The sequence below is a fragment of the Selenomonadales bacterium genome, from assembly GCA_018335585.1.
Lineage (GTDB): Bacteria > Bacillota > UBA994 > UBA994 > UBA994 > UBA994.
Window position 1 is genome coordinate 226,211 of the sequence record JAGXRZ010000020.1, and the last position, 20,737, is coordinate 246,947.

Annotated in this window: 19 protein-coding genes; 5 read left to right on the forward strand and 14 right to left on the reverse strand. The window is 57.4% G+C overall.

From position 1 onward, the window contains the following. Nucleotides 1-97 precede the first annotated feature (97 nt). Nucleotides 98-727, forward strand: coding sequence for an HAD family hydrolase (locus KGZ66_03520; GenBank protein ID MBS3984661.1), 630 nt, complete (start codon nt 98-100; stop codon nt 725-727). Here the strand turns inward: KGZ66_03520 and KGZ66_03525 are convergent. The 14 genes from KGZ66_03525 to KGZ66_03590 all read right to left on the reverse strand — a co-directional run bounded on the left by KGZ66_03525 (nt 724) and on the right by KGZ66_03590 (nt 15,619). Then, complete coding sequence (locus KGZ66_03525; protein MBS3984662.1) at nt 724-1,692, reverse strand: 2-hydroxyglutaryl-CoA dehydratase; 969 nt, start codon at nt 1,690-1,692, stop codon at nt 724-726. The genes KGZ66_03520 and KGZ66_03525 overlap by 4 nt on opposite strands. After that, complete coding sequence (locus KGZ66_03530) at nt 1,671-2,786, reverse strand: hypothetical protein (GenBank protein MBS3984663.1); 1,116 nt, start codon at nt 2,784-2,786, stop codon at nt 1,671-1,673. The genes KGZ66_03525 and KGZ66_03530 overlap by 22 nt, the downstream gene beginning before the upstream one ends. After that, nucleotides 2,728-3,750 carry a hypothetical protein gene (locus tag KGZ66_03535; GenBank protein MBS3984664.1) on the reverse strand — a complete coding sequence of 341 codons (1,023 nt, stop codon included), beginning with the start codon at nt 3,748-3,750 and terminating at the stop codon, nt 2,728-2,730. Before KGZ66_03535 ends, KGZ66_03530 begins: the two co-directional genes overlap by 59 nt. Nucleotides 3,751-3,810: 60 nt before the next feature. Then, nucleotides 3,811-4,494: a DUF421 domain-containing protein gene (locus KGZ66_03540; GenBank protein ID MBS3984665.1), complete on the reverse strand. Its 684-nt coding sequence runs from the start codon at nt 4,492-4,494 to the stop codon at nt 3,811-3,813. 53 nt (nt 4,495-4,547) lie between these two features. Further along, nucleotides 4,548-5,633, reverse strand: a complete 1,086-nt coding sequence (locus KGZ66_03545; GenBank protein MBS3984666.1) for a hypothetical protein — start codon at nt 5,631-5,633, stop codon at nt 4,548-4,550. A 33-nt stretch (nt 5,634-5,666) separates the two neighbouring features. Next, nucleotides 5,667-6,152: a hypothetical protein gene (locus tag KGZ66_03550; protein MBS3984667.1), complete on the reverse strand. Its 486-nt coding sequence runs from the start codon at nt 6,150-6,152 to the stop codon at nt 5,667-5,669. Next, nucleotides 6,139-7,467 (reverse strand): YheC/YheD family protein, encoded by a 1,329-nt coding sequence (locus KGZ66_03555; protein MBS3984668.1) that lies wholly within the window; start codon nt 7,465-7,467, stop codon nt 6,139-6,141. The genes KGZ66_03550 and KGZ66_03555 overlap by 14 nt, the downstream gene beginning before the upstream one ends. 10 nt (nt 7,468-7,477) lie before the next feature. Beyond that, nucleotides 7,478-8,815, reverse strand: a complete 1,338-nt coding sequence (locus KGZ66_03560) for a YheC/YheD family protein (protein MBS3984669.1) — start codon at nt 8,813-8,815, stop codon at nt 7,478-7,480. Then, nucleotides 8,803-9,924 carry a YheC/YheD family protein gene (locus tag KGZ66_03565; GenBank protein MBS3984670.1) on the reverse strand — a complete coding sequence of 374 codons (1,122 nt, stop codon included), beginning with the start codon at nt 9,922-9,924 and terminating at the stop codon, nt 8,803-8,805. The genes KGZ66_03560 and KGZ66_03565 overlap by 13 nt, the downstream gene beginning before the upstream one ends. An 18-nt stretch (nt 9,925-9,942) precedes the next feature. After that, nucleotides 9,943-11,358 (reverse strand): hypothetical protein, encoded by a 1,416-nt coding sequence (locus KGZ66_03570; protein ID MBS3984671.1) that lies wholly within the window; start codon nt 11,356-11,358, stop codon nt 9,943-9,945. Nucleotides 11,359-11,369: 11 nt separating this feature from the next. Next, complete coding sequence (locus KGZ66_03575) at nt 11,370-12,719, reverse strand: YheC/YheD family protein (GenBank protein ID MBS3984672.1); 1,350 nt, start codon at nt 12,717-12,719, stop codon at nt 11,370-11,372. A 130-nt stretch (nt 12,720-12,849) separates the two neighbouring features. Continuing rightward, nucleotides 12,850-13,410 (reverse strand): outer spore coat protein CotE, encoded by a 561-nt coding sequence (cotE, locus tag KGZ66_03580; GenBank protein MBS3984673.1) that lies wholly within the window; start codon nt 13,408-13,410, stop codon nt 12,850-12,852. Between the two features lie 119 nt (nt 13,411-13,529). After that, nucleotides 13,530-14,855, reverse strand: a complete 1,326-nt coding sequence (locus KGZ66_03585) for a trypsin-like peptidase domain-containing protein (protein ID MBS3984674.1) — start codon at nt 14,853-14,855, stop codon at nt 13,530-13,532. Next, on the reverse strand, nt 14,852-15,619 hold the full coding sequence (locus KGZ66_03590; protein ID MBS3984675.1) for a prolipoprotein diacylglyceryl transferase: 768 nt from the start codon (nt 15,617-15,619) through the stop codon (nt 14,852-14,854). Before KGZ66_03590 ends, KGZ66_03585 begins: the two co-directional genes overlap by 4 nt. A gap of 148 nt (nt 15,620-15,767) precedes the next feature. Between KGZ66_03590 and KGZ66_03595 the strand changes: the two genes are divergently transcribed. Genes KGZ66_03595 through KGZ66_03610 form a run of 4 tightly spaced genes read left to right on the forward strand, consistent with a single transcriptional unit; the run spans nt 15,768 to nt 20,737 of the window. Next, a complete protein-coding gene (locus KGZ66_03595) occupies nt 15,768-16,730 on the forward strand; it encodes a cation transporter (protein ID MBS3984676.1) in 963 nt (320 codons plus the stop codon). Nucleotides 16,731-16,784: 54 nt separating this feature from the next. Beyond that, on the forward strand, nt 16,785-18,449 hold the full coding sequence (locus tag KGZ66_03600; protein MBS3984677.1) for a spore germination protein: 1,665 nt from the start codon (nt 16,785-16,787) through the stop codon (nt 18,447-18,449). Then, entirely contained in the window at nt 18,442-19,542 is a 1,101-nt protein-coding gene (locus KGZ66_03605; GenBank protein ID MBS3984678.1) for an endospore germination permease, read from the forward strand. Before KGZ66_03600 ends, KGZ66_03605 begins: the two co-directional genes overlap by 8 nt. A gap of 19 nt (nt 19,543-19,561) precedes the next feature. After that, nucleotides 19,562-20,737, forward strand: a complete 1,176-nt coding sequence (locus KGZ66_03610; protein ID MBS3984679.1) for a Ger(x)C family spore germination protein — start codon at nt 19,562-19,564, stop codon at nt 20,735-20,737.

Genomic DNA, 20,737 nt, shown 5'->3' on the forward strand with positions numbered 1-20,737 from the left:
TAGACGCCGGCACTTATATTTTTTGAAAAAGTTGCGCTTGCTATGTAGATTGCCGCCATGCAAAATATAGAAGACAAACAAAAAAGGAGATATGCGCTTGAAGGCTGCGATTTTCGACCTTGACGGCACTTTGTGGGATGCCACCACTGTGGCATTGCCTGCATTTCGAAGTGTGTTGGCTCGACTGGAGCTTCCTGCTGTGTCCGACGACCGCTTAACTTCGACGCTTGGCTACCCTATCCCAGAAATTTGGCAAATGCTCCTGCCGCCAGAAGAACTGCACCGTGCGCATGAGGCAGACAAGCTTATGGAAGAGACTGAGGCCGAGCTCTTAGCTGCAGGCATGGGGAAACCATTCCCCGCGGTTCTAGAAACGCTCTCCGTCATTCGACAGCGCGGGTTCCTCACGTTTATTTGCAGCAACTGCCAGCCAAACTACCTCGAAATTACACCTAATAGACTGGGGGTCGCCCACCTTTTCGATGGGCGTTACTGCGCAGGGCAATATCAGGGACTTACAAAAGTAGATATTGTTAAGCTCATTAAAGAGAGCCACGGCATTACTAGCGGCTTTATGATTGGCGACCGCTTTCACGACGTAGAGGCCGGGCTAGCCAATGGCCTTACTGCTGTCGGGTGCCTATTTGGCACCGGGACGCGCGAGGAGCTTAAGCGCGCCCATTACCTGATTAATGGCTTCAGTGAGTTACAGCGCATCGTAACTTAATTGCCGGCTTTTTCGCGCTTGCTGCCGAAGCGGCCGCATCTGTCACCCCAATAGGCTACGGCCGTTCTATCCATGCGGAACTCGACCACTTCACAGAGGTGGCCGCAGCCGCCGCAGGTGGAAGTGGCGGTCTGGCAGTGTGCCTCTGCCACGGCAAAGCCGCGAAAAGCGCTCGCCCCTTTAACCCCTTGGCTCAAGAAGCAGGCACCTAGTGCGCCCATAACATTGTAGTGGGGCGGCACAATTATGGGTAGCTGCAAGGCATCTTCAAAGGCCTTTCTGATGCCGACGTTAGCTGCGACTCCCCCTTGGAAAACTACGGGGGACACGATACTCTTGCCTTTCCCCACGTTGTTGAGATAGTTTCGCACTAACGCTTCGCAGAGTCCGGCCACTATATCTGCCAGCGAGTGGCCGACTTGCTGCTTATGAATCATGTCAGACTCCGCAAACACCGCACACCTACCCGCAATGCGGGTAGGTTTTGTCGCTTGTAGCGCGAGCCGGCCTAAGTCGGCGATGTCTAGGCCTAGACGGCTAGCCTGCCTGTCCAAAAATGAGCCTGTCCCGGCTGCGCACACGGTGTTCATGGCAAAGTCGGTGACGACACCGTGGTTAAGCACGATGATTTTGGAGTCCTGCCCGCCGATTTCAATAATCGTGCGCACATCCGGCACAGCCCGCAAGGTAGCTGCGGCATGTGCCGTGATTTCATTCTTGACGATATCCGCCCCTACTAATGCCCGGGTTAACAGGCGACCGCTGCCGGTAGCCCCGACACCGCGGACAGTTGCATCCTGCGGCAGCACAAGCGCGACATCCCGCAGTCCCTTCTGCACGGCGGCAATCGGCTGCCCCTGCGTCGGGAGGTAGCCGACCGCTAAGACCTGCGATGCATCATCGATAACAGCCAAGTTCGTGCTGACAGAGCCTACATCTATGCCTATGTAAACGCTTTTTCCCACTGATTTTGCCTCCTTGGTGCACTCTTTCGCACCCGCAGCATGTCCACAAAGGCTTCGAGCCTCGTCTGCAGCCCCGCTTCGCCGGAATGCTCGTCAAATACGAGGGTCATAATCGGTACGCCTAGTTGTCGGCTCACGGCAGGCAGAATGCTCTGCGCCACAATCTCCGGCATGCAGGTGAGCGGCATTACCTGAATTATGCCATCGACGCCTTGCTCACCGTACAGCACACTGTTGCCGACTGTCTCAAGACCGTGGCCACCCACAAACCCACGCAGGTAAGGACGTGCTTTGCTCTTTAGCTTCCGCTCCTTCTGCAGGGCACAAGGGCTCGGAATTAGGTGCGAGAAGACCCAGTCGCTTACACAGATGCTTCGCTCTACTGCCACACCCATATCGCCGAGGCGCTTTTCTAAGTTAAGGTTTACGCTCGGCTCGAGAACCACGTAGATCTCCCCCACTATCGCTACGCGCAGCGGTACCGGAGCGCCCCGTCGCTCTAGGGCACCTAATAACTCATATACCTGCAGCTTAGCCCGTCTTAAGTGCGCGACATCGCGCACCTGTCCAAAGAGATGCAGGGCTGTCTCCCACACTGCATCGCAGCTCGTGGGTGTTATCTGCATGGCGCGCAGCTCACTTAGCTCGCGCTCTACCTTGTCGAGGGCTTGGCAGAGCTCCAAAGCAAAACGGAGGTTTCGCACGACCTCGGTTGGCGTGGCTCCGTTGGTTAGAGGGGCAATAATGCGGCCGATTTCCCATACGCCCTTTTCCGGCGGCTCTAAGACTAAGAGTCTCAGGTCAGTTCCCAGTTCGCGCAGTATCTCGCGCTGTGAGGCAGCGTAGAAGCCTAGTCGGCAGGGGCCTGTCCCACCCGCCATCACCGCCGTGTCGGCCCCGCTCGCCGCTGCCTCCAGGAAGTTGCCCACATTCACTTTAAAGGGCAGACATACACACTCCGGGGAGTATTTGGCCCCGAGAGCCAAGGTATGGCTGCTTACAGGAGGAGGCACGACGACGGTGTGGCCGAAGTTCTCAAGGAGCGCTCGTAGCACGAGCCACAGCGTCCCCATGTGTGGGAACGTTACGCGCATAAATACTCCTCCCCTTAATCATGTCCACGAAGGCCTCGAGGCGTGTCACCAGCCCGGCTTCCCCGCTATGCTCATCAATGTTGAGTAGCATATGAGGAAACAGAGCCCGCCGCGCTGCCCTCCCCAGTAAATCGCCCACAAGCGATTCCAACCCGCACCCAAAGGAGGAGAGCAAAATCAGCCCATCGACTTCATGCGGGTGGTTAAGATAGTACATGCCTGCTCCTAGCACTCGCTTACTAAGCGTCCAATAGAGCTTCTTTCCTCCCATGTAGGCTAGCCCGCAAGCCACCTTTTCGACAGGTAACATTTCGGCCGTACAGACATCTACCTCCAGCGCGCGCAGGTGGTCAGCTATGTCCATGGAAAGCACTGGGTCGTACACGTTGTAGGCGTGGCCGAGTAACGCGACGCGCAGACGTCTGCCTGGCAAGCGGCGAGCTTTTTGTCCGTGAAAGGCCTCCTCCGGCGTTATTCCTGTTAGGAGTAACCGCTCCAAGCGTCGCTCTTCCTGCAGCGAACGACTAAAGGCACGCATTGCCTGCGGTGTGCTTAAAGCGAAAAACTTCCTTGCCGCCAACAGAGGTGACAGCCAGGCAAGCGGCCCCTTTCGCAAGTCAATGTCAGGCGAAAAGAGCGCCGGCAAGCGAGCGTGGCTGTGCCTAAGCATGTCCGGCAAGCCCATTAGTTTCGGACAAATATATGCCCCACGCTCAATGCTGACGTATCTTGGCACTAGAACACAATCCACTTGGTCTCTAAGTTCAAGCACATGTCCAAAGTACACCTTAACCGGGGCACAAACTTCGTCTACTGTCACGGCTGCCCCTTGGTTTAGGATGCGCTCCGTGGTGGGGGGGGAGAGAATCACCCTAATCCCAAGTTCTTGGAAGAAACGCCGCCAATGCGGGAAGTGCAGGTAGTACAACAAGGCGCGAGGAATTCCAACGGATGCCAAGCTCAATGCTTCACCCCCAAGTACTCCCCTAGCCTGCCCTTTTCGCCGGAAGTTCATACCAGCCGACTATGCTTTTTCCCGTAACTGAACTACGAATTTCTTCTCACCATCGAGATAGGCATATAAGACAGCCTTGGAATCGCTGACGTTATACTGCCGCAACAATTTTGCGAACTCCTCCTGCCCGTAGCCTGCCTCCTGCACGGAACGCCAATGTATATGCCCATCCGTAATTAAGGGCAAAGGGAGCCCCTGGTAGGTAACCGCTACCCCTAAGTCTTTAGGCGTAGCCGGGCGTTTCTCGGCACGCGGCATAACACTAAGGTTCCCCCCCGGCTCTAGCACGGCATACTCCACTTCCCCTAGGTCAAACACGCCTTGGGAGCGTAGACCCACCATAAGGTCATGCAGAGTATAGCGCTGCCGACGCATTTCTCGCTCCATAAGCCTCCCCTTGGCAACAATAATGCTCGGGGTGCCATTTATAAGCTCCCGCACGCGCTCGGACTTTAGCGAGGCGAAAGACAAAGCGACTTCGGCACAGAGCAGTACGGCTAGGGGCAGGAGACCGAGGAGTAGCGGTTGCTCCGGGTGCTCGATGGGAAGTGCGGCTAGTTCGGCAATCATGATGGAAACGACCAAGTCAAACGGCGATAGGTTGCCCATTTCCCTCTTTCCCATAACCCGCATAACAAAAAGCACAGCGAAGTAAAAAAACAGCGTGCGAAAGGCAATAGTCAGCAACTGCACCACCTCTTTTCTACCCTGCCCTAGGCCCCGCGAAAATATAAAAGCCGCTGCGCTCAGCGGCGGGGGAAAGGTCTCCAAGTAAGGGGTGTAGTTAGCGATGGCGGTGAAGGTGGAGGCGGTGAAAGCTCAGGCGACGCATCAGCCTCTACCGTGACTAGCTCGACATCGTTCTTGGGTGTAACCACCTGCACCTTGTCGCGGCGAATCTCTGTCAGGTGCTCCTCCAGCCAATCTAGCCATTCGCCCTTGCGTTTTGACAAAGCCAGCACTCTCTCCCCGTCAAAAGTGGCGTTGCCGCGGGTGACTTCGTCTAGTTTCTCAGCCCATTCGTGGGGGTAACACAGATAAGCCAAGAGCATTTCACGCTCAAGTGCGCTAAGTGGGCGAGCTGCTTGATAGGCGGACAAGAAGTGCAGCCCTGGCTCATTGCCAAGCCCGGCCTCGAAAAGCAGCTCCCCCACGTTAATAAAGCTATGGTCTACGCATAGGTGCGCCTCATTGAGGCACACGGCATGTGTCTCGCGCATATAGGCAAATTGTCCGAAGGATGCGTGCGCCAAAGACAACACGCGCTCACCGGCAAGGCTCTCTGTGTACCTCTCTGCCCGAGTCAGCGCTTCTTCTGCTTGCCGCAGCAACTCGCGCAGTGCTTCGCCCCTTGTGCCCTTGCGGTAGCGATGTGTTGCCAAACGCCAGTAAGCGGCTCGCTCGCGCGCCGCAGTCAACCAATCGCTGGCCAGACACGTCGTCGGTGGCGGTTGCACCGCGAGCACGGCGGGGGAAGCGCGGTGCAGGTGCGCTATAAGGCGTCCCACAGCTCTAACCTCGAAGAAGTTGCTGGCATCGCACGCTGTGCCCGGCATGTACTGAGTCAGGTACACCCACCTGCCGTCGACCTCCACGGCATATGCTCCATCCTGAGTCCTGATGAACTGCCCAAAATCGCGCAAGCCCAACTCGGCTAACCGATCTAGACTGGCGCCGGCCCAACTAAGCTCCAAGAGCCCGCCGAGCGAGTAGCGCACGGCCGCCAACCCGCTGTCAGTCGTCAGGCAATCGACTCCGTCTACACTTAAGAGCGAAGGAGGTAGGCCGTATAGCGCGGCAACATTGGCGGCGTTCGTAGTCAACCAGCTCATACATGGCCTCCCTTCGCGGAGCATCAATCTAATCTATTCATGTCCGCGCTTCTGTAAAACCACATCCTCGCCCCTGCACAAATCGCCAAAGGTCTTAAGCGATAGCACCACTTTGCCGTTGTCACGCACGAATACGGCGTAACCGAGCAGCCCGCAGCCAAACGCGACCTTCAGGCTTGGTACGTTGTCGGCTGCTATTTGCACGTGAAAACTGCCAAGCTCAGCAACGGCCCGGCGCAGAAGCTCCTTGCCCAGCCCGCGACTTCGGGTGCTGCGTCTGACGACGGCTAGGGAGCAGTCCTTGCCATAATCCTTACCTACCAGTACGCCTGTTAAGCGCTTGTTCTCAGTGGCGGCTAGGACGAGCGTTCCCGGCTCCGTAAGGTCTAGCTTAGTTAGGGCACGGAGCTTAGCACTCGTTTCGCGCGTGATGTGTTTGTCTTTGTGCTGCCTGACGAAGGCGACAATGCGCTTCTTCCAGCGCGGCCATTTCTCTCGGCTAATCTTAAATACTGACACCGCTCTGTCCCCCACTGCTTTGGTAACCGGCGAGATACCGGCTAAACTCCACTAGCCTCCGCAGCGACTTGGCCCTGATGGCAGGTTCGTCAAACTTCATCGGTTTGGCGTTAGCCTCAAAAAAATAGCACTTCTTTGCCTCGGTAATGCCGATGTCCATAGACATTTCGCCAAAAAGACTGCCTACGCCGCGTTCTATGGCCGGTGCCACCTTGAGGGCCAGTGCTTCGATTTCCTCGCGCAGGCCTTGTGGTCGACCAGCGCTTTCGCCAAAGGCCTCCTTCAATACCGTGTCCAGAGGTGCAATATGCCCTCCATTCGGCACATGTGTAGTGATACCCCCCGGCGCCGCTACGCGCACGCCTATGCCTGTGACTTCCCACTGGCCTTGATTGTTTTTTTGCACGAGCACCCGAACATCGAAAATGGCGCCGCGAAGCTTCGCTAGGCGCAGCCCTTCCTGCAGCAAATAGCGGCTCCCCGCACGCCGTGCGACAAAGGCACGGAGCAGCGCGTCGGTGCCGGTGTACGAAGCATGCCGATACTTTGCCCCGTCCTTGTAGCTAAGAACTAGTTTTTGGCCTTTACGCCATACGCGCATGATGCCCCGTCCCGCAAAGGTGTCTTGCGGCTTAAGATACACCATGTCGTGCTTTCGCAGCATGTCGACTAAGTCTTTCGGCTCCCGGTAGAGACACGTCTCAGGAACAAAAGGTGTAAGCTCAGGCTGTTTAGCGAGGAGGCCGTACAGCTCCCACTTGTTGAGAAACTTTGGGTTAAACAGCGCCACCGCCGGTTGCAGGCGCTTTATCTGCTGCTTGAAGCGCATTACAGGCAGTGACACCTCGCTCTTCCTATCAGGCACGCGGTTGTAGACGACATCAGGCAGAGGGTATTCCCGTGGCACCCACCGACCTCCTACGCGTGCATAGCCAAGCACTCGCCTTTGCGCGAAATCTACGTCTTCGACGGCAAACACAAAGGCTACGGCCCCCATTTCTCCGGCCATCCGTGTTAAAGCGGTGTAGTTCTCGCGCCGGCCGCGCAGCCCGCGAAACCCCGGTAGAGTGCCGGGGCGTTTGTTCGTCATAATACCTACATATGGCCCGATGCGCATGCCGTAAGCGGCGCGCCACACGCCTACGCGCTGCTTGTCGCGCAGACCAAGCAGGTGCGCTGCCCGCTCTGTGAGCTCTAGCGCGCTCTTTCCCTCCGCAAGCCTAACTCCCCCTGATACTTCCGCCACGCCTCCAGAAAGGCGCGTGGCTTGCGCCCGCTGCTGCTCACTCGCTATGATTACTCGTGCGTAGTGCATATTGCACCTCCTACCTGATTTCGCCAAATCCAGCCGCGAAATGGGCGTAAGCGCACACGCAATGGTATGAATACCACCCGTCCCTGCGGGCCCAGATAGGCGCAAACACCATTCGGCCTGGTTTGGCATTAACTTCAAAGAGATACACCTCGCCGTTTGGCGTAACGCCTAGGTCGAGCCCTAATTCCCCGAGCCTTACATTCATGGCCTTCTCTAGAGCCAAGGCCACTTCCTTGCCGGCCTGAATGATGCGGCCGTAAACAAGCTGCTCGTTACCGCCGAAAACTTCCTTTAGTACCCGCAGCAGCGGGTAGACGCGGCCCCCGTTATGGACATGAGTCGTGATGGCACCCGATACCGCAACTTTGGCCGCAGGCCCTATCGCTACCCATTCCCCGTAGCCGTTCCGCTGCATGGTGACGCGAACATCAAAAGTGCGCCCCCGGTACTTGGCTAGGGTTAAACCTTGCTGTACTAGGTATTCACGGCGATGCCTGGCAGCGAGGAGGTCGGCTGCCGCCGCCTCCCACGTAGCATGCCGGTGCAAGATATTGGTGTGGCCGTGGCGATAGGCCACCACAAAACCGCCGAGCTTACTCTGGTAGACACGCATGATGCCGGCTCCCAAACTTCCCCCTACCGGCTTGACGTAGGCATGCTGATGCTTTTTGAGTATACTCGCGACATCGGACACGCCGCGCCAGGGCCTAGTTTCGGGCAGGAGGTGGTTGACCTCGCCTGAGCGGGTAAGCCAACGGTGCACGTGCCATTTGTTAAAGAACATGGGGTTAAAGAGGTATGTGTCTCGGACCGAGCTAAGTTGCCTGAGAAAGCTCCGGTAATGCGCGGTGCGCTCCAAGCCGCGGTTAGGAATACGGTTGTAGATGACGTCAGGTAGCGGCAGAGTAATACTCCTCACGCCGTGACCATAGTCTACCGTGCCCCGCACCAAGCGCCTCCCCCAATCGACGTCGCGCGAAGTGAACGCATAGACAAAGGCCCGCACCCTAGACGCGGCCCGGCACAGACCACGGTACATGGGGTTACGTCCAACACTTTGCGACGAGCCAAAGGGGACAGTCAAGAGACCGATGAGCGGTCCGAAGTGGAGCTCATTCTCGCCTCTGTCGTAGACAAGCTTGCCGTTATAACCTGCCGGGTAGTGCAACCTCATCCTTAAGAGCGGCGACAGCGAGTACTCCTCCGCCAGGTCTGCTTTGGCCAAGACCACTGCCTTAACAGTCCTGCTGCCAAAACGCACTTTCACGTGGCTGCCGGTCGCAAGTCCCATTTCCGCAATCTTACAGGGCCGCAACGCCACCGCACATCGCCCGTTTACATCACGCACGGCTCTTCACCTCGCCTCGACTGACCTAAGTACCTGCAGTACTGCATTGGCCGCAAAACACTCAGGCGCCTTAAGTCCATCGCCTTAATCCTAAGAAAGACCTTGCGCCCCGGCTTGCTGTTGGCTTCAATAAGCCACACCTTGCCGTCCCTATCTACTCCTAAATCCAAGCCTAGCTCTCCAAATCGCCCTAGCTCTCGGTCGAGTGCGCTCGGGATCGCCAGACACAGGCTCTGAATCTTAGCATAGATAGCCTCCCACTGCTCGGGAAACGCAAGCCGCAGCAAAGCCTCGGTACGCATAGCTCTGCCGCCGCCGTGCAGGTTCGACGTGATGCTCCCCCTCTGCCCTATGCGAGCCGCTGTACCCGTGAGCGCCCACTTGCCCGTTTCGTCCTTCTGCACTACCGCGCGAACATCAAATGTACTGCCATGATAGTGGTTCAGGTAAAGCCCCTGCTGCACCAAGAGCCTGTGCCGCTGACTTTCTCGCTTGGCTAGGCTAAGCGCCACAGCGGCTGAGTGTACCAGTGCCGAGTATGGTCGGTTAGCACTGTCGCGGCCGCGGCACGCTAGGCCTGAACCGGTAGCGCGAATTTGCATAACACCTTTGCCTTGGCTCCCCATGTCCGGCTTAATAAAGACATAGCGATGTCTATCTAACATGTGCTTAAGAACCGCGACGCCGCTAAGCCTTTTTGTGTCGGGCACATGGGGGGCGAGATCCGGGCACTTGCGTACTGACCGATACACCTCCCACTTCCCCTTTAAGGCACGGCCAAAGAAGACTACACCTCTCTGCCGCTTGAGCCTTCGCGCGGCGGCAAACAAGATGTTTGCCATATGCCCGCGCGGCGGGAAAAGACGGTCGTAGACCACGTCCGGCAAGGGGAAGCGCTGGTGACTCCACCCGCCGAGGCTAGGATTATAGGTATATCCCGCAACCGTCCGCGCTTGCCAATCGACATCTAGGGGACAAAAGACAAAGGCGCGCACGTTTAAGCCCCTCGCCGCGCGAATCAGCTGCTTAAAGTAAAGCCCTTCGCTAAAAGGTAACCCCGTCCCCCCCCTCCTCGACGACATAATGCCCACTAAGATTCTGCCGCTCATTTTGTCACCTCTCACTTCTTACCCGCGGTAGATTCTCGCGCGCGGTATCTGAAGACCCCAGGTCTTGCGGATGTCAATTTTCTCAACCCATGTCTCTTGTTTTTGGATCATTTCTTCGAGCACTTTCATGCCCTGCTCATACAGACCAAACGTCGGCGTAGCAGCTAGGTCACTCCAAAGCGCGGCGAAGTGCGGCATAAAGTACTCGCGGTTGGCGGTGACAAACGCCTGCTGGGCCTCAGCCCTTAGGAAGACATCACGCGCTAGTACATGGTATTCGCTGGCAATAACTTTGGCCAGACAAAGCGCGGCCCTGCTAACTTCGGGCGAGACTAGCCAACTTGCCGGCGTGCGATACTCAAAGCCACCATGAGGCTTCAGGCGAAAGTCTCCGAGAAAGCCGTATTTTTCCCGACGACGCCGCGCTGAAGTCGGTTCTTCAATCAACAGCAGAGGCACGGCGAGGTAGTTATCTAGAGCTCGCAGCAGCTGTCCGGAGAGCAGCACGCCCTTGAAATGAATGTGGCCGCCTACAGGAAACTGATCGAAAGGCATACTGCCAGCCCGCCACTCGATGTTAGAGAAAGGTGCTAGACGCAGTGCTTTGCGCATGACCATGCGGATATTGTCTACTACCTGTAGTGGCGAGTAACTAGGTGCCGGCCGGATCTCCGCTAAAGGGTATCCGGACACAGGACCCCGCACGAAGCGTGCATCGCACCCCACTGCGCCTTCTCTGGGGAAGAAGCGCGAGGCCATAACTAGGCGGCGCGTGCGGCAGTCACGCAGCATAAACTCAGGGTCGGCGCCTACGCTCACTACCTTGTCAAGGTAATTAGGATTGGCCTTCTGAAAGATAGGTAGAGTCTGCCGGAGCTCGGCTTCGCGTATGCGCTGCCTGATGTGCTCCGCATAGGCCTCGACCAAGCGAGTAGTTACTCTGGGGGCTGCGTCAATGCCCAACACCTTGAGTTGACCGCGGCTGTCTACTCCCACCTCTACCACCCCAAAATCGAGACGCAGCGTGTGCAAAGCCCTTGTGGCTAGGACTGACCCGTCGCGCGCTTCCTTAGAGCCCTGTGATGATACTTCCAGTGCCGCGCTCTGACCTATCTCTCTGCGCAACACCCTAACTACCTGCAAATCAAAGAGGGAGTACCTATACCGTCGATACCACGTGCTCTTGGCAGTAGCCACCGGCACGGAGCCCTTGGCCCACATGTCGCGCGCCTGCGGGATGTTGCGCAGGGCTGCCGCCTTGTTCAGTACGACACTTACCTTGGCGTCAAGTTCACCGTCCCGTTCGCTGCCCCAGCGAATGAGCACTTGTGGCAAGTCGTGCTGCTCGAGTGCGGGCTGCGCAGTGAGTGCCGGTAGTTCACTCTCTAAAGCACGGCAAGCGGAGGGGTCGTGATGGAGGATTACGGCCGCCATGCTTCCCCTCCTTACTGCAGCCCACGGCTGCGCAGGAAGCTTACCAAACGTTGTACCGAGCGCGAAATCCGCTGCGGGCGGCCCTCACCCGTCTCTCGGCCGGGGCGTGAGTTAGCCTCGATTACCCATATCCTAGCTGCCGCATCTATCCCTAAGTCAACGCCCATCTCGGCTAGCTCAAACCCCACCTCGCTTTCAATGACTTCCGCGGTGGCTTTAGCTATGCGCTTTAGCCGCTGCATAATAGCGCGTGAGTTCACTCTCCCCCCAAAGGCCAACGCTATCGCGCGCCTAGGATGCAGGATGTGCCCTCCGTCCGCTACGTTAGAGACTACGTTGCCGGGTTCCGCGACGCGCGCTACCATGCTTTGGATTACCCACTTGTTGCGGATAGTCTTCTGTAGCAGGACGCGCACATCAAACGTCGCCCCGCCGATGCGGGCTAGGCGCAGTCCCCGCTGCACGACATACTGCCCGTTCTGCATCAGGCGTGACGCGAAGGCGAGCACGGGCGCGACCCCTTTGGTGCGTCCTCGCTTGTCGGGGAGATTGAGGCGCGTGAAGCGGTAGTTGTAGCCTGTGCCTGCCCGCGCAACTCGAAAGATGCCCGCGCCGTGACTGCCGTGCGCGGGCTTGACGTAGACCACGCCGTAACGCTTAAGACATTTCTCCAGTACATTGACACTAGAGAGCTCCTCCGTTTGTGGGAGGTAGCCCTTGGTCGAGGCATGCTTCTCTAGAATGCGATGAACATCCCACTTGTTAAAAAATGAGCGATTATAATATTTTACCGGGCAGGCTAGCAAGCGCTCTTTGGCTCGCACAAAGGACGGAGCATTCTCTGCAGTGCGGCTTGAAACGCGGTCGTAGACGACATCAGGCAAGGGGCACTTGACCCGCCTGAGCACGTTACCCGTCCATACCCACCCTCGCACGGCGCGCTCCTGCCAGTTGATGTCTTCCGGGGCAAAGGCATACGCCAACATACCTTTCCTGCGCGCTTGGCGCACACACCAGCGAATTATCCCTGTCGACGGGCCAAACAGCCCACCGCGTGAGCGTTTCCCAAGCACCCCAAGTACCGGGCCAAACCTGACCACACCTTGACGTGTGTCACGCCACATCGCTAACGTATCGCCCTCGGTGAGCCTAAGTTCCTGCAGCAAGTCTCGACTCAGCAACACCCGTCGCGGGCGACACACTTCCGTACTTGCCTTTACTGACACCGACGCCACAGACTGCCCGGCACGCAATGTTACGGTCGAGTCAGGCTTTAGCTGCGAAGTTAACGGCAGAGGCAATACTACTTCCCGGCCTGCATCCTCCTCGGGGCGAACCGCGAGCACAACCCTCGTTGCCATGTACTTCCCCCCTCTCCGCTAAGCTCACTCTCAGCATATGTAGTGCGTAGTTTTTGGGTACACAAAATGCCGCCTTGCGGCGGCATTGATAAGTAATCGGCGCAGTCCTTCGCAGAGGCTGCCTAGTGAACTAAAGTTCTTCCTCGATTAGCTCGTCGTCTTCTTCGAATTCGAGAAACTCCTCATCGTCGACAAAGTCTAGGTCCTTCTTCTCGTCAACCGCAGAGGGTGGCTCGTATACCCTAACCCACAGCCTAGCTTCACCGACAACCTCCGCATAGAATTCCACCGCTACCGTTGCCTCCACCGTCACATGCCTGAGATGAATACTTGCGATGCGAGGCTCTTTGACTACCGTCGCTTGGACACACTCGTTCACACCTAGGCGCACGCCCTCAAGGTCGATAACCGGCAGGTGCTCGGAGTAGCACACCGTCTTTCTCTCCACCACCGTCTCACTGCCGCCGTTATAGGCATACCATACGTGTAAGTCGTACTGCCCGGTTACCTCGACGGAATGCCGCTCCGGCGACGCCACAAAGCTGTGATTCATCACGCGATAACCGAGGATACCATCCGGCAGGTGCGTAGCTTGCAGAGTGAAAGTCTGCTTAAACCGTTTTTGCCCCTTAGCGCAGGTCGTGCGTGCGATAATGTCTCTGAGTCCCCCGGTCTCTTGGCGATTCCACATAATCGTCCCCCCCTTCATTCACCCGCCTCTGGGCGATAGTGCATGACGCGATAGAACCTTCGCTGCCATGCTGCATCATATGAAGGGGACGCGTGAGTGGTGCATGCGAGGGCTACCGCCTAGAACTCCGCCTCCCAGGAGTAGATAGCACCATGCCTAAAGGGTGGCGTGTCTTCGGTAGCAAGCGAGCCTAAGGTGACGCTGAGCGACATGTCGGTTTGACCTCGCCGTATTCCCAGAGTAATTCTTTGTCCCGGCGAATGCTGCTCGAGCTCCGTTCTAAGCTCTAAGAGGCTGCGAATCGGTCGGTCGTTAAGTGTGCGCAGGACATCGCCTACCTGTAGGCCGGCTAGAACCGCGGGAGAGCGCGGCGCCAGTTCAACCACCGACAGGCCGCGAGCGTTAGGAACGTTAAGCCCGGCAAAGGGCGATTCCTCTACCACTACGCCCAAGAACGGGCGCACAATGCCGCGGTCGGTGAAACGAGCTAGGATGCTCCGCACTAAATTCATGGGGAGTGCGAAACCTAGCCCTTCTACCCCCTCTGCCACGACCTTAGACGAGGTAATGCCTATCACCTGTCCGCTGAAGTCGACTAGCGGGCCGCCGCTGTTACCCCGATTTATAGCGGCATCCGTCTGCAAGAGCGGGTAAGCACTCTGGTCTGCTCTGTTCAAGCCGCTAATTACGCCCACCGTAACCGTATTGCGGAGGCCAAGCGAAAGTGGATTGCCGATGGCAATTACCGGCTGACCAACAATGACCCTATCCGAATCGCCAAGGGTTGCGGCCACGAGAGAAACAGCATCCGTTACTCTAACCACGGCTACGTCCGACAGATAATCGTGGTTCACTAGCTCCGCCCGCAGCGCTCGCCCATCATGGAGTATTACCAACATATTGGTAGTAGTAGCGCCACGTGCTTTTACTACATGCGTGTTCGTCAGAATCCTGCCATCTGAAGACACCACCACGCCTGTGCCTTGCCCTATGACCTGCCTTCCTCCGGGAAACACTTGCGTAGCAATAATACCTACTACGCTTTGTTGCACAGCAGTAACAACTGCAGCGGGAGAAATTATGGAATCTCGCAATGCGGCTAGCTCCCGCCCGAGCTGTTCTAGATCCGCCCTCAAACGTGCCACTTCGGCCTGTAGCGCCGGGTCCGGCAAAGCCGTGCGCGGCACAGCGGAGACGGTTACCTGAAAGGTCTGTTCATCCCAAGTGACTGCTGCGCCAAGTGCCTCCGCCACAAAGCGCAGGGGCACGAGGGTTCGCCCGTCGGCAACGTGAGCAGGCACATCTGTCCGCACTTCCTGATTGTCGACTAGCACGCGCACTACAGGGTAGCCGCGGTAAACCCCCCACGGCGCAGCGACAGAGCTCGCGCTAAGGGGAGTTAGGAGTATCGCTAAGGCTACCGCTAAGCTTAGGACTTTCCTCACACTTCTTCCTCCTGCTCTTTAGTCTTAAGGGGGCTCGCCGACAAACGCCGCGACTCAAAGTAGTAGAAAGCTCCCCCCGCGGCTATTAGTACCAGACTTACTATTTGGGCGGCCCGCAGCGGCCCGACCATTAAGCTATCGACTCGCAACGCCTCTATCCAAAAACGGCCAACCGAATACCCAATAGCGTAGAGGGCGGCGACTTGCCCATGAAACTTCTTACGTTTTAGCATCCACAAGAGGAGCGCAAACACGCCAAGATTCCACAGCGATTCATAGAGAAAAGTGGGGTGACGGTACTCACCGGCGATAAACATCGCCCACGGCCCAGTAGTAGGATATCCATACGCCTCTTCGTTAAAGTAATTGCCCCAACGCCCGATAGCTTGCGCTAAAATCAGGCTAGGTGCCGCGATATCTGCCCACTGCCAAAAATTCACGCGGCGATAGCGCGTATAAAGCACCCCAGCCAACAGGCCGCCAAATATGCCGCCATGAATAGCTAACCCGCCTTCACGGATGTTAATGATGCTTAGAGGATTCGCCGCGTAGTACGACCAGTTAAACATAACAAAGAATAAGCGCGAGCCGATGAGCCCTGCCGGTACCGCGAACAACACCATATCGAGGAACCAATCGGTGTTTTCCCCTTGACGCCGGACTTCACGCAGTGCCAGCAAGATTCCCAGTACCATGCCGAGGGTAATCAGCAGCCCATACCAGCGGATGGCTAGCCCAAACACCTGAAACGCCACCGGATCCATTATCATCACTCCTATAAGTGTGCACACAGAGGCACAAAGTCCACAGAGACGAGGCATGTGACGCGGCACAACACAAGTATATGGTACTGTCTCCCCAACAGATTAGCAAGGGTATGGTATTATGTTGCAGTGTAAGGAGCGTGGATAAGTGAAGCAGGTTGCGCAAAATAACGCGGCACGGGCGGTAGCCACCGTAAGCATGGCCACTAACATCGCGTTGACATTCGCGAAAGCTATCGTCGGCCTTCTCACGGGCAGCACCGCAGTCTTGGCGGACGCCGCGCACTCGGCGTCGGACATATTCGGCACCGCCGTAGTCCTGGTCGGGCTCCGAATCGGCGGCTCGCCGCCTGACAAAACCCACCACTACGGACACGCTAAGCTGGAATCAGTCGCGGCTAAGGTCGTAGCCTTGGTTTTGCTGGGCACGGCTTTTGGCCTTGGCCTAAGTGCCGCAAACGTCTTACGCCTTGGCCAAGCCGAGTCGCCCGGACGGCTGGCCATATGGGTTACCATTGCCTCTATGGTAGTTAAAGACCGCCTCTACCGTTACGTTTTAAACGCGAGTCGTCGCCTCGAGAGCACGGCTTTGCAGGCGGAAGCGCTTAATCACCGCGGAGACGCCGGTGCCTCCTTTGCCGTGCTGGTCGGAGTTGTGGGGGCCTACCTCGGCTATCCCATCCTTGATCCGTTAGCGGGTCTATTGGTGGCCGCCCTCATAGCCCTGATGGGAGTGCGGCTCTACATTCAGTCGGTGCGCGAGCTCATTGATGAAGCGCCGAGTGAAGACATCTTGGCACAGATTAAGCAAGTGGCACTGAGTACAGCAGGTGTCATCTCTGTAACCGAGGTTAAGGCGCGCTTAGCAGGCTCCCTCGCGCTTGTCGACTTAAAGCTGTGCGTCAACCGCTTCTTAACAGTTGAGCAGGGTCACCACATCGCGAGTCTCGCTAAGCGCAATATCCTCGCACAGGTGCCGTCTGTCGCCAATGTGTTGGTACACGTGAACCCCTGTCACCACGTGCAGTCACTTGAGGAAGTGCCCAACTGCGACTCCTGCAACGACCACGCCGAGCTACTTGCAGACACAGGTCATACGCTCGGCATATGAACTTCGCACAGCTGGGAACAATATGGGGAGACGCATGCAACCGGAGGCGAACACATGACGAAACGCCGACTGCGCAAACCCCTGTCTGTAGCCCGGCTAAGGCGCGAACGTAGCCGAGAAAACTCGGGTAAGGCCAAAGAATTAGACCTGAAAGTCCCTCCGCCTCGCCCTGTGGAGGACGAGAAGGATGAGCCGTTAGCCTTGTCGCTCGACGAAAACCTCCACCTGCTCAAGCTTCACCTCGGAGGCAGCGATGACGTAGTATTTAGGGACTTTCGCTTAGGCAATGCTAGTGCACTTCGGGCTGCGGTCGTCTTTATTGACGGCCTGACAAACAAGGATCAGCTGCAGCGCGACCTACTGAGCCCGCTGATGATCTTTGCTCACCACACCGCGCAGGCGGAATGTGAGTCGGGGTTAAGAGGTTTCGCTGCGCTCAAAAGCCATTTGCTGACCGTAATGGAAGTAAAAGATGTCGGCACGGTGGGCGAATGCGTGCTCGCCGTACTTTCTGCCGATACCGTGCTTCTCTTAGACAGAACGGACACGGCGCTGGTGATTGGGGCGAGGACGTGGGAGCATAGGCCAATCATGGAGGCTGTTACTGAGCGCGGCGTGCGCGGGCCACGCGATGGTTTTAATGAGCTCTTTAAGAGCAATATCGCCCTAGTGCGCCAGCGCATGAAGACGCCTTCCCTGCGGGTTAAGTTTGCCTGCATCGGGCGCCGTAGTCAGACTAACCTAGCCATCCTCTATGACAGCGGCCTAGCATCACCGGCAATACTCACCGAACTATACAAGCGCCTTTCCTATATTGACGTGGACGGCATACTAGACTCCGGATACATAGAGCAGTATATCGAGGACAGCCCCTACTCCCCTTTCCCGCAAGTGCAGTTTACAGAGCGACCCGACCGCGTGGCCGCAGCGATTATGGAAGGCCGCGTGGCGTTAATCGTGGACGGCACTCCTTTTGCCATCTTAGTCCCGTCGGTGCTCAGTAACTTCCTGCCCACATCAGAAGACCACTATGAACGGTGGCTGGTGATGACCGGCGTGAGATTCGTGCGAGCCATGAGTATCATCATGGCTGTTTTGCTGCCGGCACTATACGTCGCGGTAACCACCTTTCACCAAGAGATGATTCCCAGCCAATTGGCGCTTACCATCGCCGGGGCGCGCGCGGGCGTGCCGTTTCCGGCGGTGGTTGAAGCGCTGATGATGGAGGTTACGTTTGAGTTGCTGCGCGAAGGCGGCATTCGCGTACCCGGCACGGTAGGTACGACGATTGGCATTGTGGGGGGCATTATCATTGGGCAGGCAGCCGTAACGGCGGGGTTGGTGAGTCCGGTCATGGTGGTCGTTGTCGCGCTCACTGCCATCGGCTCGTTTGCGGTGCCAGCCTTTAATGTGGGGCTATCGCTGCGCCTGCTGCGCTTCCCGCTCATTCTCTTGGCCGGCACCCTCGGTCTCTATGGGGTGCTCGCGGGCGTAATTGCGGTGGTACTACATCTGGTCAGTCTCAAGTCGTTTGGCGTCCCCTACTTGTCCCCCCTAGCGCCGTCGGATAATCAAGGGCTAAAAGACACCCTCATCCGCGCACCTTTGTGGGCACAACTCTTAAGACCCGGGATGTTTGAGCCGCGGCAGAAGCGACGCATCGGCAGGCCGGCTTATGTGCAGCACCCGCCGGGAGGAGAGGACGACGGCGATGCCTAAACAAAAGGACTCGATCACCGCGCGGCAGCTCATGCTGCTTAAGCTAAGCGGCATCACCGGCACCGTGTTCTTGGGCGCAGTAAACTTAATTACCTCACTGGCCGGGGCGCAGGGCTATATGGCAGTACTTGGAGGAGGCTTGCTCAGCGCCTTGGTTGTGTATCTGGCGACAACGCTAGGGCGACGTTTTCCGCGCCTTACTCCTTTTGAGTACGCTAGGTCAATATTTGGCAAGTGGCTTGGCTCGCTGCTTGGTCTGTCGCTGGTCGCCTTTAACATTATCTCCAGCACGCTTGTGCTGCGCTCGCTAGGCGACTTCTTAATTACGGCCATCTTGCCGGACACGCCTATCAGCGTGACCATCACAACCATGCTCATTTTGGTGTGCGGCGGAGCTTGGCTCGGGATACAGGCACTAGCGCGCTTTAACGAAGGCCTCTACCCCCTTGGGTTCTTAGCCTGGATTGTCGTGGCCGGAGCCGGTCTCTGGCGCATTGACCCAGGTTGGCTGTTGCCACTCTTCGACGCGGAGCCTTTTGCTCTGGCGCGAGCCTCGGTTGTTAGCGGGAGTTTGCTAGTCAATGGGCTGGTTGTGCTGATGTTCTTTAATTTCGTGGAAGAGCAATCGGCCGTACTTAAGTACTCCGTGTGGGCCGTATTTGCGGGAACATTGTTAATCGGTGCACTGCAAGTAGCGGTCGTCGCAGGCTATAGCCCAGCCTTGGCTGAGACGCTGAAATACCCTGTTTTGGAACTGGCGCGCAATGTGTCCTTTGGGCTATTCCTCGAACGCATCGAGGCCCTCTACTTAGGCGTCTGGATTATCGGGACGTTTGTCAAGGTCAGCATTTTGTTTTATGCCGCCGCCTTGGGCCTCTCTTTGGTGACGGGCGCTAGAAGCTATCACTGGTTCATCCCACCCTTAGCCGCGGCCTCGTTCTACTTGTCATTCCAGGCAGACAGCGTCCCACAAAGCTACCTATGGGAAAGCATGTTCAACGAACACGCCTATTTTTACCAAATAGGCATAGTCGGAGTGCTTTTGGCCGGGGCCCTCTTGCGCGGTAAAAGTGGGGCAAAGTCGCATGAGTGAAAACAACAGAGAAAGTCGAATGCTCAAAGCACCTGCGCTTATTATTCTCTTCGCCTGCATCGCTGTCTTTCTCACAGGCTGCTGGAGCGCGCGAGAAATCGAAGACCTGGCCTTTGTGATGGCTATGGGTGTAGACACCGACCCGGAAGGAGTGCGCATCACTTATCAGCTGGCTCTTCCCGCCCCGGGTGGGGAGGGCCCGGGAGCGCAAGGAGGGGCGCAAAGTCCGGTGTGGGTAACTAGTGTCGCTGCGCCAAGCATTGCCGAGGCCATGCTTCGCCTTCCCGCTGTGCTCGGCAAAGTGCCCTTTACCGGACACACTCTGGCCGTCGTAATCGGTGAGGAGTATGCGCGGCACGGTATCGGCGAGCTCTTGGACTATCTCGCACGTGACCGCGAACTGCGCGACCGCGTGCGCCTCGCTGTGTCCTTCGGGGAAGCGAAAGAGGTCTTGGAGGTCGAGCCGCGCATAGAGGCCATGCCGGCGGAATACCTGTTTAACCTGTTACGGCAGGGAGAGGCAACCGGCATTGTTCCACCCGCCGACTTTCTGAGCGTCCGCATTGCCTATGCTAACCGCCCGCGCCTGCAAATTAAACTGCCAGCGCTGCAGCCTGCGCCGCCCCCCGCAGATGCTGAAGCCGACCCGGCGGCCAAAGCAGAAGAAAAACCGCCGGCCACAGCTATCGAGCTAAAGGGCACGGCGGTGTTTCGCGACGACAAACTGGTAGGGTTTCTAGACGAACGGGAAAGCCGCGGCGTGGCATGGTTAGCCGAGAACCTGCGCATGGCGGTAGTAACAGTCCTGAGGGAGGAAGGCCCGCTAGTCCAGCTCGCCAACTACTCGTCCGTCAGATTTAGTGCGCGCAAGGACAACGGCGGCTACCGCCTGCACGCGCGGGTCAGCCAAGACGGCAACCTTACGGCGTGGCCACACCCCGAGCAAACCATCACCCATGCCCTGCTCAAACAAATCGAGGCCGACCTAGCAGAAGTAGTGGCCGACGAGATTCACAGCGCCCTAGAGAGGCTCCAGCAAGAGTTTAACGCGGACATTTTGGGGCTCGGAGAACAGATGCGCCGCCTCCAGCCGGACTATATGGCCACACTCGACTGGAACGCGGCTTTTCCGGCACTAATCGTAGAAGTCGAGGTGCGGGCGGCTTTCCGTCGCGTTGGGCTTACGATTAGATAA